The organism is Marinomonas sp. HM11-D (genome assembly GCF_057626615.1).
In genome coordinates this window covers 436,391-453,620 of record NZ_JBMMKT010000001.1, presented here as the reverse complement: position 1 = coordinate 453,620, position 17,230 = coordinate 436,391, and the positions used below count along the sequence as shown (strand labels likewise).

15 protein-coding genes are annotated in these 17,230 nt (G+C 47.5%); 5 read left to right on the top strand and 10 right to left on the bottom strand.

Annotated features, from left to right (window positions below):
* Window positions 1-55 precede the first annotated feature (55 nt).
* Window positions 56-283 (top strand): hypothetical protein, encoded by a 228-nt coding sequence (locus tag ACOSVP_RS02200; RefSeq protein WP_487345873.1) that lies wholly within the window; start codon window positions 56-58, stop codon window positions 281-283.
* Between the two features lie 29 nt (window positions 284-312).
* Window positions 313-3,168 (top strand): ATP-binding protein, encoded by a 2,856-nt coding sequence (locus ACOSVP_RS02195; protein WP_487345872.1) that lies wholly within the window; start codon window positions 313-315, stop codon window positions 3,166-3,168.
* On the opposite strand, the gene acpS is transcribed toward ACOSVP_RS02195, so the two are convergent.
* The 7 genes from acpS to ACOSVP_RS02160 form a co-directional block, all read right to left on the bottom strand.
* A complete protein-coding gene (gene acpS, locus ACOSVP_RS02190) occupies window positions 3,107-3,490 on the bottom strand; it encodes a holo-ACP synthase (RefSeq protein WP_487345871.1) in 384 nt (127 codons plus the stop codon). The genes ACOSVP_RS02195 and acpS overlap by 62 nt on opposite strands.
* Before the next feature lie 9 nt (window positions 3,491-3,499).
* A complete protein-coding gene (recO, locus tag ACOSVP_RS02185) occupies window positions 3,500-4,246 on the bottom strand; it encodes a DNA repair protein RecO (RefSeq protein WP_487345870.1) in 747 nt (248 codons plus the stop codon).
* A gap of 3 nt (window positions 4,247-4,249) precedes the next feature.
* Window positions 4,250-5,164, bottom strand: coding sequence for a GTPase Era (gene era / locus ACOSVP_RS02180; protein ID WP_487345869.1), 915 nt, complete (start codon window positions 5,162-5,164; stop codon window positions 4,250-4,252).
* Window positions 5,165-5,842, bottom strand: a complete 678-nt coding sequence (rnc, locus tag ACOSVP_RS02175) for a ribonuclease III (protein WP_067212199.1) — start codon at window positions 5,840-5,842, stop codon at window positions 5,165-5,167.
* Window positions 5,843-5,859: 17 nt separating this feature from the next.
* Window positions 5,860-6,684, bottom strand: a complete 825-nt coding sequence (gene lepB / locus ACOSVP_RS02170) for a signal peptidase I (protein WP_487345868.1) — start codon at window positions 6,682-6,684, stop codon at window positions 5,860-5,862.
* A gap of 55 nt (window positions 6,685-6,739) precedes the next feature.
* Entirely contained in the window at window positions 6,740-8,542 is a 1,803-nt protein-coding gene (lepA, locus tag ACOSVP_RS02165) for a translation elongation factor 4 (protein WP_487345867.1), read from the bottom strand.
* Between the two features lie 215 nt (window positions 8,543-8,757).
* Window positions 8,758-9,393, bottom strand: a complete 636-nt coding sequence (locus tag ACOSVP_RS02160) for a riboflavin synthase subunit alpha (protein ID WP_487345866.1) — start codon at window positions 9,391-9,393, stop codon at window positions 8,758-8,760.
* Between the two features lie 205 nt (window positions 9,394-9,598).
* On the opposite strand from ACOSVP_RS02160, the gene ACOSVP_RS02155 reads away from it, so the two are divergent.
* Window positions 9,599-10,537, top strand: coding sequence for a TraB/GumN family protein (locus ACOSVP_RS02155; protein WP_487345865.1), 939 nt, complete (start codon window positions 9,599-9,601; stop codon window positions 10,535-10,537).
* A 34-nt stretch (window positions 10,538-10,571) separates the two neighbouring features.
* Here the strand turns inward: ACOSVP_RS02155 and glgC are convergent, their stop codons facing one another.
* Window positions 10,572-11,834: a glucose-1-phosphate adenylyltransferase gene (glgC, locus tag ACOSVP_RS02150; protein WP_487345864.1), complete on the bottom strand. Its 1,263-nt coding sequence runs from the start codon at window positions 11,832-11,834 to the stop codon at window positions 10,572-10,574.
* Window positions 11,835-11,931: 97 nt separating this feature from the next.
* Between glgC and glgA the strand changes: the two genes are divergently transcribed.
* Window positions 11,932-13,362: a glycogen synthase GlgA gene (gene glgA / locus ACOSVP_RS02145; RefSeq protein WP_487345863.1), complete on the top strand. Its 1,431-nt coding sequence runs from the start codon at window positions 11,932-11,934 to the stop codon at window positions 13,360-13,362.
* A gap of 64 nt (window positions 13,363-13,426) precedes the next feature.
* Here glgA and ACOSVP_RS02140 read toward each other — a convergent pair whose 3' ends face one another.
* Window positions 13,427-14,224, bottom strand: coding sequence for a substrate-binding periplasmic protein (locus ACOSVP_RS02140; protein WP_487345862.1), 798 nt, complete (start codon window positions 14,222-14,224; stop codon window positions 13,427-13,429).
* Between the two features lie 177 nt (window positions 14,225-14,401).
* Entirely contained in the window at window positions 14,402-16,618 is a 2,217-nt protein-coding gene (gene mrcB, locus ACOSVP_RS02135; protein WP_487345861.1) for a penicillin-binding protein 1B, read from the bottom strand.
* Between the two features lie 202 nt (window positions 16,619-16,820).
* Here mrcB and ACOSVP_RS02130 point away from each other — a divergent pair, with 202 nt between their 5' ends.
* Window positions 16,821-17,156 (top strand): Rieske (2Fe-2S) protein, encoded by a 336-nt coding sequence (locus tag ACOSVP_RS02130; RefSeq protein ID WP_487345860.1) that lies wholly within the window; start codon window positions 16,821-16,823, stop codon window positions 17,154-17,156.
* Window positions 17,157-17,230 lie beyond the last annotated feature (74 nt).

Genomic DNA, 17,230 nt, shown 5'->3' with positions numbered 1-17,230 from the left:
AATACAAACTTGTTATAAATTTAGGTCCATAATGTTGCACTAGGAGTGACAGACTATGCAAAAGCCCCTTGTAATCAGCGCCTTGCTTGCCACCTTGGTACTTTCTGGTTGCGATATGTTTGGCGGTGGCGCCTCTGCGGATATCCCAGATGCCGAACTTCGTCAAAAATGGCGTGAATGTAAAACTATCAGCAACCCATCAAGAACCAAAGTTCTTGCTTGCGAAAACTACGAACGGGAATGCGATCGCCGTAAGAGTAAAGGTAACATAGCTTGTTACTAAACTTCTTGTAGAGAAATAGGAAATGAAAAATGCGCTCATCCAGTAGCTCAGCCCTACAAATTAAATTATGGAAAGCCATTTTTCTTCCTGTTCTCGGTATTCTGATCTCTACCTCTATCATTATCTATCTGGTAGAAATCTTTGATAGCAAAGCTCAATTCGAGTACATCAACCGCTATCAAGCCGAACAAACCGCCAATTCCAGTGAATACGCTCTACTCTTTAATGACCGCAACCTGATCAGCAGCAATATTCACAGCTTATTACGTCAACAGGATATTGTCGGGGTCAGTTACTTCAATAGCCAAGGCGATTTGATTGACAGTGTCGGGCAAATCCATGACTCAAAGGACACCCTGTCGAGCAAGGTGCAGAGCTACTATCTTGATGAAGTGGACCATTACGTCACTAGCGCGCCCATTTACTACGCCAACCTTAGCCAAAACAACTTAACGGACACACCTTTTCTAGAGCCCAACAGCACTATTCTCGCGGATGCCATTGGCCTATCCAAAGCGCCGCAACAGGAACTTCTTGGCTGGATACAAGTTAATTCCAGCACCCAACGTCTCCAGCTTGGCAACATCACCATTGCTCTGTCCGTTCTGGGCTACTTTTTCATTGCTGCACTGATCAGCGCTTTTGTTTGCTGGCGCTATGCTTTACGTATCGCCGCGCCATGGCTAAATATCACCGATAGCTTGGCTCTGATTACCAGTGGTGATTATGAAAAAGCCAACGCCATTCGCTTACCGAGTTATTTACAAAAAACTCGAGAAGCGCTGAATTACATCTCTGAACGACTCAAGAACTATCGCACCGAGCTAGAAAACGAGATCAATCAGATAACCAAAGAAACTCGTGAGAACGCCGTGTTGCTGGAAGAAAAAAGCGCTCAGCTGCATATCGCCAATAAAGAGGCGATGGAATCAAACCGCTTAAAAACCCAGTTCTTAGCCAATATTTCCCACGAGGTTCGCACCCCGCTCAACGCTATTTTGGGCTATAGCAACTTGTTGCAAAAAGACAATCTGTGCCCTCAACAACAGGTCTACGTTGATACCATTTCGCAATCCACCAATGATCTACTGACGACCATTGGCAACATCCTCGACTTCTCAAAAATTGAAGCAGGCAAGATGGTGGTACTCGACCGAGAAGACTTTAATATCAAGGACACCATCGACGATGTGCTGCACTCGTTGGCGTCCACCCCCTTCAGCGAAACCAAAGACATCGACTTGATCCCCAATTTCAACAGCAACCTGCCGGATTGGGTCAAGGGGGATAAGACTCGCTTACGCCAAATCCTCAATAACTTGGTGGGTAATGCGATCAAATTCACCCAAAAAGGCTCGATACAAGTCTTTGCCAGCTGCACCCCATTATCTGCCACTGATCTCGATATACGCATCGAAGTCGTCGACACCGGCTGCGGCATCCCCAACGAAAAACTGAGCCAGCTGTTTAAACCATTTTCTCAGGTAGACTCCAGCCACACCCGAAGCTATGCTGGTACCGGTTTAGGGCTAGTGATCACCAAAAAGCTGATCGAACAAATGGGCGGCAACATCGGCGTCAACAGCGAACTCGAGCGAGGCTCCAACTTCTACTTCAATATTCGCCTACAAAGTTCAAGCAAAACCAGTGAGACCCTGCCGCCTCTCAATCAGCATGTCATCATTTACGAGCCAGGCAGTAACTATCGCGAATACCTCAGCAACTGCTTAACACAGTTATCCGTGAGCTATAACTTTACCAGCTCGGTCGAGCAATTTATGGCGTCATTACACAGCACAGAGAAAACTTACCAAGCGGCGTTAATCTGCACTGGCATCAAACAAACCGATGCCGAAGAAGCGGCCGAGCTGACCCATTACCTGTCGCAACGCTATCAATTACCGTCAATTGTACTTGCTAAGCCCTCTAGCCACTTGGCCTTACATGCTCAACAATACCAATTGGCATCGCATTTGGCACAAAAGCCTATTTCGTTGAAACGACTGTACAGTGCCCTACGCAATCTAAATCAGCCAAACGCACAAACTACCACGTCACTGACACCTTCTCCTGAGGACAGTAACGCTTGGCAACATCTGGCCGGTTTGCATATGCTGGCAGTCGATGACACCGCGATCAACTTACAATTGCTAGGACATTGGTTGGAACCACACCAGATTCACTTAAGCTTGGCCTACTCCGGTCAGCAAGCGATTGATATGGCGATACAGCAACACTTTGATTTGATTCTTATGGACATCCAAATGCCACAGATGGACGGCATGGAAGCTACCAAGCACCTGCGTCAAATCGAGGGCTATCAAAACACGCCGATCATCGCCTTAACAGCACATGCTCTAGCACAAGAGCAGCAATCCATTTTATCCAGTGGTATGAATGCGTATCTGACCAAGCCAATCAATGAAGAAACTCTACTGAATACCTTGAGTGAATGGTGTACTACGAACAAGAACCTTACCAGTCAGGTGGAAGAAGTTCTGTCCGAGGTATTCGATCTGGATAAGGCACTGTCCATGGCCGGCAACCGTGCCCAAGCCGCGCGAGACCTGTTTGACATGTTGATGCAATCTCTCAGCGAAGATCGACGCTTATTGATCCATCATTTTGAAAATCGTGATCTGGAAAAGTTGATCGCCACCGTGCATCGTATACACGGCGCCAGCAAATACTCTGGCACCATTGAGCTCACCAAACATGCGAACTTTTTAGAAACTCACTTAAAAGAGCTGGGGCTTGATGAAGTCGAAGAAGTGTTTGAAGACTTTATGAGCAGTTTAGAGCGTTTAGAAAACGCTCAAACACTTATTCCGTGGCCTCAAGGGTCACAAATGCCAACGCAAACTGCAGCTCATCCGACAAACTAAGATGCCATTTGACTGGGCGTTCAAGCATGGCTTGAATGCTTTCATCCACTTCTAAGACCGGCTTACCGGATGGCAGATTAACCACGGTAAAATGCTGAAAGCTCACCCCCGAACCAATCCCTGTGCCTAAGGCTTTAACAGCGGCTTCTTTCGCCGCGAAGCGTTTCGCGAGAAACGACGCCGCTCGCTGCGGGTTCAATTGGGCAAATTGTTCACGCTCGGAAGGCGTTAGGATACGGTTCACAAAACGCTCACCCAAGCGCTCAATCGAAGACGCAATACGCTCTATCTCAACAATATCCGTTCCAATACCAATAATCATAAAGGCTTCTTAAACTTTGTCTGATAACTTAAATAACGGCACCTGCCATAAGCGCTCCCCATCATAGGGCTTGCTTGGCAACAGAGAGCGGGACTTCAACGGTTTGGCACCTAAGGCTTGATCCAGCCATGCCCGATGCAGCTCTTTGGCTAAGCCCAACACATGGCGATTATCCCAACGCCCTTCAGCATAGGCTAAGGCCGCCGTACCATCTAGATAGACGATCGGTTTCACCTTGGGTTGCTCGCCATAATAGGGACGCAAACCAAACTTGGAGTGCAATTGATACAGCTGCTTCGCCTCAAGCGCTTCACCCCTGCTCGTGGCACGCATGTTGACCTGAATCCCAAGCTCTTCAAATAACCCAAGCTCAAAGCGCCTTAACAAAGGGGCCACAGGGGCTTCCCCAGCCAAATGGGTAATTAACCAGCGATACAGAATGTACAAGGGCTCAAACGGCAGCCCCACAGGCAATAGACGTTCAATCAGCTCATGCACATAAAAGGCGCTGTAAAGCGCGGTTCCCTGCAGCAATACGGGCGCTTCCAAGGCTTCAGCGGAGCGGATGGTTTTTAGCTCGGCACGGCCAGCCAGCTCGAATTCCAGCAACAAAAAAGACCCGGGGGATACCCGAGCCTCTTTGGATTTTTTGCGCCAAACGCCACGCACCAAGCCCGCTTCTTGGGTCAACAAGTCGACTAAGACCTTGTCATCCTGAAATGGACGTGTGTGTATGACGTAGCCTTGGACGCGCACAGATTAATCGTCTTGGTAACCTAAACTGGCCAAGGCACGCTCATCATCGGACCAGCCAGAACGCACTTTCACCCATAGGTTCAACATGACTTTCTGCTGGAACAGATTCTCCATGTCGATACGCGCTTCTTTACCAATCAGCTTAATCTTGGAGCCCTTATCACCAATGATGATGCGCTTCTGACCATCACGCTCAACCAGAATCAAAGCACTGATATGAATGGTCGTGCCTTCATAGACGAACTCTTCGATCTGTACCGCCACTTCGTAAGGTACTTCTTGACCAAGCTGACGTGTGATTTTCTCACGTACGATTTCCGCCGCTAGGAAGCGCGAACTACGGTTGGTAATTTGATCTTCTGGGTAATACTGCACACCTTCAGGAATGTAGCTTTCTACCAGGGTTTCTAGACGATCAAGGTTCTTATTACGCAATGCCGAAATCGGCACGATTTGCGCAAAGTCCATTTTTTCTGACAACACCATCATACGTGGCAATAGCTCGTCTTTTTCTTCCAGCTTGTCGACCTTGTTCACCACCAACACCACTGGACAATCCGCATGGCGAACTTTCGCCAATACGTTATCGTCTTCGTCTGTCCAGCGTTCCGCATCGATCACAAATAGCACCACATCGACATCTTTCAATGCTTGGTTAGCGGTACGGTTCATGTAGCGGTTAATGGCTTTATCCTGACCTTTGTGTAGTCCAGGGGTATCTACGTAGATCGTTTGGATGTGACCTTTAGTCTGCACACCCAAAATCTGATCACGAGTGGTTTGCGGCTTACGCGATGTAATCGACAGCTTTTGGCCGAGGATATGGTTCATTAGGGTGGATTTACCCACATTTGGGCGACCCACGATCGCCACAAAACCACAGTGCGTAATCTCTTGATACTCTTCTTCGTGATGCATTTAGTTCTTTTCCAGCTCTTTAAGCGCTTTGGCTGCAGCATTTTGCTCAGCGATTCGTCGACTACTGCCTTTACCTTCGATTGGCGCATCGAACAACTCAATTTGGCAGTGGACAAAAAACGTTTGTGCATGAGGCTCGCCGACAATATCTACTACTTCGTACTGAGGCAGAGAATGCTTGCGCGCTTGTAGGAACTCTTGCAAACGTGTTTTAGCGTCTTTGGTGACCACTTTTAGTGATGTTGCATTAAGACGCTCTTTGTACCACTCCAAAATGTGCTGACGACATACATCCATACCGGCATCTAGGTAAATCGCGCCGATAATGCCTTCCACTGCGTCGGCCAGAATCGAATCACGACGGAAACCGCCACTCTTTAATTCGCCCGCACCCAGTTTCAAAAAGTCCCCTAATTGGAACTCACGAGCTAACTCGGCCAAGGTGTCACCTTTTACAAGGGACGCACGCAGTCGGCTTAACTCGCCTTCTTTGGCTTTTGGAAAACGATGAAATAGGTCTTCTGCGATCACATAATTTAAGATCGAGTCGCCCAAAAATTCCAATCGTTCGTTGTTTTTCCCACCATAACTACGGTGGGTCAACGCCAACTCAAGCAGCCCAAGGTCGGCAAAAAAGTAACCTATGCGCCGACACAGTTTTTCATAAAGAGAGCTCAAAATTTCTCCAAAAATTATTATTCAATTAAACCGTTATTCTTAATACTTGGGAGACTGAAAAATTCATCCCAGTGCAGCCAAACATAAAAGGCACGACCTTTTAAGTTTTCTTCTGGCACAAAGCCCCATACGCGGCTATCTGCACTGTTATCACGGTTATCACCCATGACAAAGTAATGGCCTTCTGGCACCACCCAATCCCCTTCTAGTGGATTGCGGCGGTAGCTCTTGTAAACCTGATGGGCAACACCGTCTAAATTTTCTTCAAACACTGCCACTGGCTCACGGCTTGGATTCTTAGACACTGGCAATTCCGCCAGTAACTCTTCATCCATCAGCTTACCATTCACCATCAAACGCTTGTTGTGGTAACTGATCACATCACCTGGTAAACCAATCATGCGCTTAATGTAGTTAAGGCTTGGGTTTTCAGGGTATTTGAACACTACCACATCGCCACGTTTAGGCTCTGTTGTTTCAATCAGAGTGGTATTCAACACCGGTAAACGCAAGCCGTAATCCATTTTGTTCACTAGGATGAAATCGCCAATTTCTAAAGTTGGCAACATGGATCCTGATGGAATCTGGAACGGTTCTGCGACAAACGAGCGCAAACCGAAGATCACGGCAATGATGACAAAGTAAGATTTGACTTCCAATAACCATTTAGGCGTATCTGCCAACCTTAGCTTTGCATTCTTATCCAATCGCAATGCCGCTTCAGGCGCCATTTGCTGAAGGATTTGTTTGCGTTTTGGGGCAAACACAAGGCGGTCATACAACCAAGCCGCGAAGGTCACCACAAAGGCCACAGCCAAGATCAACTCGAAATCAAAATCCATACTACTTCTCCAAGTAAAAGAGCCGCACATGCATGCGGCCCTTATCATTTCCGTCTTAGCTGTCTACTTTTAGAACCGCTAAGAACGCGCTTTGCGGTACCTCAACGTTACCGACCTGCTTCATACGTTTTTTACCTTCTTTCTGCTTCTGTAGCAGTTTCTTCTTACGGCTCACGTCACCACCGTAACACTTCGCGGTTACGTTTTTACGCAGTGCTTTGACCGTAGTACGAGCAATAACTTTGGCACCAACCGCACCTTGGATCGCCACGTCAAACATCTGACGTGGAATCAGGTCTTTCATCTTTTCACACAATGCACGACCTTTGGTTTGTACGTTGTCGCGGTGCATGATCAAAGCCAAGGCATCGACACGCTCACCGTTGATCAAGATATCCAAACGCACCAATGGCGCTTCTTCAAAGTGGTGGAAAGAGTAATCCAACGACGCAAAACCACGACTACAAGACTTCAGACGGTCGAAGAAGTCTAGAACCACTTCGTTCATCGGTAGGTGGTAACGTAGTTGCACTTGGCTACCCACGTATTGCATGTCTTTTTGGATACCACGTTTTTCCACACACAATGAAATCACGTTACCTAGGTAATCTTGCGGTACTAGAATGTTAGCCTCAACAATCGGCTCACGCATGTTGCGCACAGTACCTGGATCCGGCATCTTCGACGGGCTGTCTACGTTGATCACGTCACCGTTGTTTAGTTCCACTTCGTAAACTACCGTCGGCGCAGTGGTGATCAGATCAAGATCGTATTCACGCTCTAGACGCTCTTGAATGATCTCCATGTGCAGCATACCAAGGAAGCCACAACGGAAACCAAAGCCTAATGCATCAGAAGTTTCTGGCTCGAAGAACAAGGACGCATCGTTTAGCGTTAGCTTATCTAGCGCTTCACGGAAGTCTTCGTAATCATCGGAACTGACCGGGAATAGACCCGCGTAAACCTGTGGTTTTACCTTTTGGAAACCAGCCAGTGGCGCCACGTCTTGGGTTGCAATGTGAGTAATGGTGTCACCCACTGGTGCACCATGGATATCCTTGATACCCGCGACCACATAACCTACTTCACCCGCTTTTAGAACACCGGTCTCTTTACGTTTTGGTGTAAAGATACCAATGTTATCCACTGGGTAAGATTGTTTCGTCGACTTGATGAAAATCTTGTCTTTCTTACGTAGCGTACCTTGTTTGATACGCACCAAAGACACAACACCCAAGTAGTTATCGAACCAAGAGTCGATAATCAAGGCTTGCAGCGGTGCTTCGGTATCACCTTCTGGCGCAGGAATGGTTGCAACCAAGCGCTCAAGCACATCGTCAACACCCAAGCCTGTTTTCGCAGAACAAGTCACCGCATCCGTCGCATCAATACCGATGATTTCTTCAATCTCAGCAGCCACACGAATTGGCTCCGCTTGCGGCAAGTCGATTTTGTTCAAAACCGGCATTACTTCAAGCCCCTGCTCGATTGCTGTGTAACAGTTTGCAACGGACTGTGCTTCCACGCCCTGCGCTGCGTCGACCACCAACAATGCACCCTCACAGGCCGCTAGAGAACGTGATACTTCGTATGAGAAGTCAACGTGTCCTGGGGTATCGATAAAGTTAAGTTGATAGGTATTGCCGTCTTGGGCATGGTAATCAAGGGTCACACTCTGTGCCTTGATGGTGATACCACGCTCACGCTCGATGTCCATTGAGTCCAACACTTGGTTGGCCATTTCACGCTCTGACAGACCTTCACATTTTTGGATGAAACGGTCAGCCAAAGTCGACTTACCATGGTCAATGTGGGCGATGATAGAGAAATTTCGGATGTGCTTTAGATTGTTCGACACTTTAAACTCACACTTAAAAAGCGATTTATAAGAGCAACGGTTGATAAGTCCACTACATGCTAGACACAGCCAAAGAGTTCGGCAAAATCCACCAAACTTGTAATAAATGACTTATAAACAGGTTCTCAAGGCAAAATATGGCGCGCATTCTACCGAAATTCAGGCATAGACTCCATTTATTTCAGTGCTTTCACGCCATATCCCTGTTATTTACATTAGGGCAGAACAATACCGCGCTGTTTTAGTACGCGCTCTACCGTATCCACGGTCGCTTGAGTATGTGCGTCGATCTCTAGATTCACTAAATCGCCGCTTTGCAATAGGCCAAAGGTGGTGAGACGCAAGGTTTCAGGGATCAGAGACACTTCAATCCAATCATCGCCAATGGCACTAATCGTCAAACTCGCACCATTTAAGCCTACGTAGCCTTTGTCAAACAGGTAACGACGCGCATCCACCTCAGGGTTGGCGAGATCTACCGCAAAACGAATATGGAAGCTTTCGTCGATACGCTCAATCTGACGCACCGTTACCGTGGTCATGATATGACCTGACATCACGTGACCACCGACCTCATCGCCCATGCGCGCCGCACGCTCGAAGTTCACCTGTGTCCCTGGCTGCAACTTGCCAATGTTGGTTAAGTTCAAGGTGGTGTCGATCACATCAAAGGTCAGCACATCACCTTCAATCTTAGCAACGGTCAAACACACACCATTGATCGCTACACTGGCACCTAACTGTTGTTGCAACATAATGCCCTGAGGGAATTTCACTTCAAGAATAAGGTTGCGACCATTCTCTTGACAGGAAACCACTTCCGCCATACCTTGGACAATACCGGTAAACATAATTCGATCCTCTGTTTGATCATTCTGGCTCCAACCACTCATTTTGGAGCATGATTTTTATGTGACTGAAGAATTAATATACTAAACCGACTCAAAGCAGAGAAAATAAGGCTTTGAGAGAGTTATCACATAGTCTCTACATGGGTTATCCACAAGCTTCGGGGATAATCCTGCACTCATTTGTGACATTAGGTAGATACATCCTATGCGCCTTCACAACTTATTCTCAAAGTTTATCGTTATCGCGCTGCTTGTCATAGCCCAAGCGTCGGCAATCGCATCTTCTTACCAACCTTTCATGTGGAAAGTGCAAAACCAAGGCGCTACGGTATATCTAGTCGGCTCTATTCACGCCCTCACACCAGACTTCTATCCATTACCAGAAGCCTATCAGACAGCTTTTGCCAGCGCAGACCGCTTAGCGGTGGAACTAGACCCCGACAATCTCGACCCTTATAAATCCTCACGCTTAGTGCAATCAAAAATGTGGCTACCACAGGGCGTTACACTCGATCACTATTTGACGCAAGGCCAGTTACAAAAGCTGAAAGACTTCGCGCAAGAGAATGGCACAGACTATCAGCGTTTACTGCACATACGCCCTTGGATGCTGGTCGAGCAATTGACTCAAGCCCAGCTCAAGGATTCAGACTTTCAAGCAGAATACGGCATTGATTTAAATTTTCTCAAACAAGCGAAACAACGCAACCTGCCGATTCTTGAAATAGAAAGCCTTGAACAACAAATTAGCGCCATTGCCGACGCCCCGTTCAACGCTCAGCTTGCCATGCTCACTACCAGCCTTGAGCAAATGGAGGATGACGATTATATGGCGCAAATGACCGAGTATTGGCGCCAAGCGGATCCGGATGGCCTGTATCAATTTGTTTATCAAGATGTGCTCGATACACCGCAACTTAAGCCGATGATGGAAGCCCTGCTGGACCATCGCAACCAACGCATGGCCGATGTCATCAGCATTTATTTAGGACAGTCCCCTAGTGGCTCAAGCACCACCTTTGTCGTGATTGGCGCACTGCATCTTAGCGGTCCGAAAAGTGTGGTGCATGAATTAGAAAGCAAAGGCTACTTCGTGCAACCGCTGTTCTCATCCCCTCAAAAAGAAAAAAGCCCTAATAAATAGGGCTTTCAACTTGGTTTAGAAAACGCTTGCTGTATTAAGCGTCTTCTTTAGGTAAGGCATCAATCATGGCTTGTGTAACGAGCACTATGCCATCTTCATTACGATAGAAACGTTCCGCATCCGCCACAGGATCTTCACCGATGATGGTGTTTGGCGGAATATTCGTATCCGAATCCACCACCACATTGGTTAGCTGACAGTAACGGCCGATATCACAGCGAGGCAAAATGACACTATTTTTCACATACGAATAAGAATTGACGCGCACGTTATTAAACAGAATCGACTGCTCCACCGTAGAGCCAGACACGATACAACCTGCCGACACCACAGAGTTAAGCGCCGTCCCAATACGCTCTTCGTAGTTGTAGTTAAACTTCGCGGCTGGGCGCTGATAATGAGTAGTACGAATTGGCCATGACTCATCGTACAGATCCAATTCAGGCACCAATTTGGTCAGGTCCATATTGGATTCCCAGTAGGCAGTTAGGGTACCTACATCACGCCAATACGGCTTGTCTGGGTAGCTGTCGTTTGGAATGCAGCTTTTAGCAAAATGGTGCGCTTTGATTTTTGAACGGCCGACAAACATGGGAATCAAGTCCTTACCAAAATCATGGCTCGACTCGCAGTCCTTGGCATCATTCATTAAGTTATCACGTAGGAATTTGGTGCTAAAAATATAAATACCCATGCTTGCCAACGAAACCTCTGGGTTACCAGGCATGGTCGGCGGATTGGCCGGTTTTTCCTCGAAGGCAATAATATTGTCTTCTTCATCGACATGCATAATACCGAATTGATCCGCTTCTTTTACCGGTACTTCAATACAAGCCACCGTCACATCGGCATTATTCTCGATATGCTCTTGTAGCATGACACTATAATCTTGACGATATACGTGATCACCCGCCAATATTAAAATGTATTCGCTGTTTAGCTCATCAATCATTTTGAAGTTTTGGTACACCGCATCCGCGGTACCGCGGTACCAATCTTCACCTGTTTGTTGCTGCGCAGGCCATAATTCAATAAATTCATTGAAATCAGAACGTAAAAAGTTCCAACCACGTTGGACGTGTTGATTTAACGTATGAGAACGGTATTGGGTGAGCACGGCAATTTTTCTCATCCCAGAGTTGATGCAGTTTGACAGAGGAAAGTCGATGATCTTGTACTTACCAGCAATAGGCACCGCCGGCTTGGAACGATGGTCGGTCAATTGTTTCAAACGAGACCCTCTTCCCCCAGCTAAAATTAGCGAGAGAGTACTCATACGCGCAGCATTTAAATCCATATATCACCCTTAATTTTTTTATCCAAGTCCCAGACTATATTAGGCTTTAATTAGGTATACTCTGGTCATATTACTAAATCAATACGAAATCAAAATTATGAAAGTCCTGTTTGCAGCATCTGAAATTCACCCTCTAATTAAAACCGGCGGTCTTGCAGATGTTGCAGGCGCCTTACCCATTGCACTACGAAAAAAAGATATTGACGTTAAACTTATCATGCCAGCTTATCGAGGTATCCTCGAAAAATTGGCCCCGGTCAAAAGTTCGATAAATTTTGGTAATCCTTTTGGTACGGGCGACTTAATTCTGCTGGAAACCCACCTACCTGAGTCTCATACGCCAATTTATTTAGTGCAATGCCAAGGCTTATTTGAACGTGAAGCAGGCCCTTATCTAGATCAATACGGCCATGACTTTGGCGATAACGACGTGCGCTTTGCGGCCTTCTCTTGGGTGTGCGCCATGATTACTCAACATGGCAGACTAATTGGCTGGCAACCAGACATTTTACACTTGAATGATTGGCAGACAGGATTTGCAGCGGCTTATCTGGCGGCATGGCGCTTAAACCATCCCCCAATCGTGACCACGGTTCATAACCTGCGTTACAACGGCAGCTTCCCATTGGACCAATTTGATAAGGTACGCTTACCTCACGACCTGCTGTCGCTTCACGGCATGGAGTTTTATGGTCGCTACTCGGCCTTGAAAGCTGGATTGGTGTATGCCAATGCAATTACCACGGTAAGCCCAACTTACGCGAGAGAAATCTTAACACCGGAATACGGAGATGGTTTGGATGGCACGTTACGCTCAGCTAGCTATAAGCTATCAGGCATTCTAAACGGTGTGGATTACAACGAATGGTCGCCGAGCATTGATCCATTTATCCACACCCATTACGACCTGCACAGCATCGATTTAAAACTGCAGAATAAATTAGCCCTACAACGTGAAAACAACCTACCGGAGAACGCTCACGCACTGGTATTTGGTGTGGTCAGTCGTTTGACCGAACAGAAAGGCTTGGATTTAATCCCAGTGGCGATTGAGCCTGCTCTGAAACGCGGCGCTATGCTGATACTGCTGGGGTCAGGGGATAAGTCGCTAGAGAAGCAATACCTTGCCTTGCAAGAACGCTATCCAGAGCAAGTTGCCATTCGTATTGGCTACGATGAAGCCTATTCGCACCGTCTGCAAGCAGGCGTGGATGCCCTCTTGATTCCATCACGCTTTGAGCCTTGTGGTCTAACACAATTGTATGCATTGAAGTACGGCACACTGCCTATCGTGCGTCACACAGGCGGGTTGGCAGATACCGTGTTTGAGGCAGGCCATAATGCCAATGGCTTTGTCTTTAATCATGCTACCGTCGAGGATTTGCAGGCTGCCATCGAACGCTCTTTAGAAGCCTTTGGCAACGCAACCACTTGGCGCACATTGCAGATCCAAGCCATGTCGCAAGACCACAGCTGGGAACGAGTGACCGAACAATGGATTCAGCTGTACCAATCGCTACTTAACTGATTCTGGATACGAAAAAGCCGAAGCAAATTGCTTCGGCTTTTTCGTTCATCAATGCACGAATGCTTCATTCTAATCCTGTAGGAGTTCGCCACTCGGCTAGCGCATCAATCAAAGCCGTTTGCGATTCACCTTCCGCGACCAGATCCCTCAAGGCCGTCGCAATTTTCTGTTTGATCTCAGGTGTGTTACAAGCGGACATTTTTGAAATGGTTAGGAATAATCCTTCACTACTGATAGCGGGTTCTACATAACGCACCGCATCAAGTCCTAGCTTTTGAACATACGCTATACCTGGACTGCGTTCATACAGCACGTAATCCGCTCGGCCAGCGCCCAACATTGCCAACGCTTGCTCTAAGCTGGCCACACTGAGGAGATTCAAGTTTTGCTTAGCAAAGGCATCAAATTCTTGGCCGAAACTGTTATTGATCACAGTCACCCCCCAACGCCCAACTAAGTCATTCCAACTTTGGTATTCAAAGGGCGCGACATTCGATTGCCACACCACGCTTTTAGTAAACATCATCGCCGGTGTGAAGTACTCCATATATTCCGCACGCTCGGAGGTGTAAAATGCGCCCGCCATCAGATCCACACGGCCACTACGTACTTCCTGCTGCGATCGCGACCATGGTCCCACATAGAGCGTCTCAATCGGCAAACCGATTTTATCACTCAGCTTCGCCATCAAATTGGCGACAGCACCATGCAGCGCATCGCCCTGCTCAGCACGCCATAGAAAGGGAGGGTATTCAGGGTTACCTGTCGCAAGCAAAGAGGTGCACTCTTGCGGCTCTTGGGCAGCCGAAGCGTATGTAAAAGGGTTTGCAAGTGCTCCCAATACCAAAAGGGGTGCCGTCATCACCTTGATTGCGCCTATTATTTTAGAATTTATTCTCATCATCAGCACTTAACCACTTCGTTAAACCACCCGGACACAAGCTTTACAAAAACATACAACAATTTACACAATCAGCAAAGAAAACCATATATATCAGATAATTACAAATCTGTGTTTAACCCATTTGTTCAGCTTTTTCTAAAATGGCCAGAGACAAGAGGTCGATGACTGTGGTTGCGTCCCTTCGATAAAAGGTAACTCTACTTTGTCACTACAGCGATCTGCTGCAATTTCAAAATCATCCAAGGTCACTTGATAATAACCAGCCCCCTCAGGCAATGCTTTAGGCAAAGAGCGCTGTGGTAAGGCTTTAGCGAAATCAATCCACACCCATTGCGCCCCAGAACTCCCGGTAATGTTCATTGGCGAGTTATCATCTTGCCCAAGCCAAATCGTACTCAAAAAATCATCCGTAATGCCCACAAACCAACTGTCGCGCTGATCGTTGGTGGTTCCGGTTTTGGCTGCAAATCGTAACCAAGGCAATTGCGCTTGTGCCGCTTGCGCCGTACCGATTTCTGGCGACTTGGTCATCCCCGCCAAGGTCACCGACAACGCTTGCTTGGTAAAAGGTACTTCACTACTTTGATCAAAGCGTTTCAACATTTTACCATTCTGATCCATCACCGACAGAACGACACCTAGCTCTGAACTCTCGCCAGTTGAAGCCAAAGGTTGATATAAACGGGCTACCTCAAATGGCGACAGCTCTAATGACCCCAAAGCCACCGAAGGATACATAGTAAAAGGTCGTTTAACACCTAGGTCGCGTAACGTCTGCGCCACGCGATCAAAGCCTAATGAATTAGCCAAATCAATGGTCGCTAAGTTATAGGACTTAGCCAGCGCTTCGTACATATGCACTTCGCCATGGGCTGAGCGACTATAGTTTTGCGGCTCCCATACTGAGTTACCCACTTTAAAGCGCTTCGGCTCATCTTTAAGACGGTCCCACCATGTATAACGCCCAGAGGCGATCGCGGTCAGATAAATTGGCGGTTTCGCCAACGAACCAATCGGACGCACCGCACCCAAGGCGCGATTGAAGCCACTGTATAACTTATCAGATGAACCCACTACCGCACGCACTTGCCCTGTATGGCGATCGGTGACCACCATTGCTCCCTGTAGCCCTTTTAAGCCACTGCGTTGTTTCACTAATTGCGCAACACGATCGTGCATAGCGTCCAGAGCAGCCCTTTGCGCACGAATATCCAAGGCGGTGTAGATTTTAAGGTTTTTCGTCGCTAACGCGTCCTGATCAAAGTCACGCTCAAGCTGCATCGAGACAAGATCTAGATAATCCCCGTAAGCGGAGCGGCGCTTGCCCTCGGTAGCAATGCGCAGTGGCTGCTTTTTTAATGCGACCACTTGAGGTTGCGTCAAACGACCTTGTTCAAACAACAAGTCCAACACCACATTACGGCGCTGTAGCGCACGCTCAGGGTTACGTCGAGGGTTGTATAACGACGGGCCTTTCACCATCCCCACAAGCAACGCCTGTTCATCGAGGTTTAACTCATTTAAAGGACGCCCGTAGAAATATTCGCTGGCGGCGGCAAAACCATGCAAGGCACTGTCGCCTTCTTGCGCCAGATACACTTCGTTGACGTAAGCGGTGATGATTTGCTCTTTGCTGTAACGATACTCCAGCAATAACGCCATAAAGACCTCGGTGACTTTACGGCTATAGGTTCGCTCTGAAGTTAAGAACATATTCTTAACCAGCTGTTGAGTCAGTGTGGAACCGCCCTGACGGCGACTCCCTGATGAGAGGTTAACAAATGCAGCACGGGCGATACCCGTTAATGAGATACCAAAGTGCTCGAAGAAATCTCGGTCTTCGGTGGCCGTTAAAATATCGATTAAGCTTTTGGGGATTTGCTCGTAAACAAGGATGTCACGGTTTTCAGTATTACCACCGTACAAGTAACCAATTTTTTGCGGCTCTAGTACCGCTGTGCGATAACGCTTACCAGACACATCCTGGATTTGTAGCAAACCATTGGCAAACGAAAACACTCGGCGCGAAGCCGGATGGTAACCCGTATGATCGGTGTAATCACGTAGATGGGCACTGACCTTAGCTTGGCTGCGGGCGGCCCAACCGACCTTCTGGCTGTTTTTACCAAAGCGATATCCGTACTCCGACAGCACCGCCTCCAAATCCTGCTTGCGCCAAGGCGCACCATCCTGCAACACCAGAGGCGCACTGAAGACTTCGGACGGCACTTGCCACTTCTGTCCCTCAAAACGCGCCACCACCTGCTTATCTAACCACCAAAGCCAAATAGCAAACGGAATACTTGCCAGCAGGGCTAACAAAACAAGCCATTTCAGGAGTTTACGTAACAAAGACGGACGTTTTGGTGACCGTTTTCGGGTCCCAGAACGACGATTCGAAGTGGTTTTTTTCTGAGCGGTGGAGGTTTTTTTAGTCATAGGGCGGAGTATAAAGGCCCAACTAAAGGACGGCAATCAAGCGACAAAACAATAGGCGTTTCTTTGCTAAGTCGATACACTTTACCCTCACAAACATGCAAAGGGTGAAGTTTCTGTGCTGCAGCTAAGCGAACAACAAATCGAAAAAATTCAGTCATTATCGAATGAACAAAGCCTGACCTTCACGGTTGATGCAACGCACATCTTAGCCCTCAAGTTTGAGAGTCAATGCTACCTTTATGAAAATAGCTGCCCGCACCTACACAAACGTCTCGCGAATGACAGTTTCCATTGCTTTGATGACTCTTTTTCTTTAATTGAGTGCCAATTCCATAGCGCCCAATTTAACCCGACTTCAGGTGCCTGTGTCTCTGGCCCTTGTCTCGGTGAACCCTTAAAAAGATACCAATTGACTGAACAAGATGGCGAATATTATCTGCTTACGACATAAACCGCTGAACCAGACCGCAACCACGAGTTTGATCTGTTACCCTGAAGTGACGCCTAAGCAATACTATAAAGAGA

What these genes read in the sequence shown, in the direction of transcription:
- lepB (WP_487345868.1), bottom strand. Translation starts at nt 6,684, where the DNA reads ATGGATTTTGATTTCGAGTTGATCTTGGCTGTGGCCTTTGTGGTGACC.
- glgA (WP_487345863.1), top strand. Translation starts at nt 11,932, where the DNA reads ATGAAAGTCCTGTTTGCAGCATCTGAAATTCACCCTCTAATTAAAACC.
- acpS (WP_487345871.1), bottom strand. Translation starts at nt 3,490, where the DNA reads ATGATTATTGGTATTGGAACGGATATTGTTGAGATAGAGCGTATTGCG.
- ACOSVP_RS02200 (WP_487345873.1), top strand. Translation starts at nt 56, where the DNA reads ATGCAAAAGCCCCTTGTAATCAGCGCCTTGCTTGCCACCTTGGTACTT.
- glgC (WP_487345864.1), bottom strand. Translation starts at nt 11,834, where the DNA reads ATGGATTTAAATGCTGCGCGTATGAGTACTCTCTCGCTAATTTTAGCT.
- ACOSVP_RS02140 (WP_487345862.1), bottom strand. Translation starts at nt 14,224, where the DNA reads ATGACGGCACCCCTTTTGGTATTGGGAGCACTTGCAAACCCTTTTACA.
- ACOSVP_RS02155 (WP_487345865.1), top strand. Translation starts at nt 9,599, where the DNA reads ATGCGCCTTCACAACTTATTCTCAAAGTTTATCGTTATCGCGCTGCTT.
- ACOSVP_RS02195 (WP_487345872.1), top strand. Translation starts at nt 313, where the DNA reads ATGCGCTCATCCAGTAGCTCAGCCCTACAAATTAAATTATGGAAAGCC.
- era (WP_487345869.1), bottom strand. Translation starts at nt 5,164, where the DNA reads ATGCATCACGAAGAAGAGTATCAAGAGATTACGCACTGTGGTTTTGTG.
- ACOSVP_RS02160 (WP_487345866.1), bottom strand. Translation starts at nt 9,393, where the DNA reads ATGTTTACCGGTATTGTCCAAGGTATGGCGGAAGTGGTTTCCTGTCAA.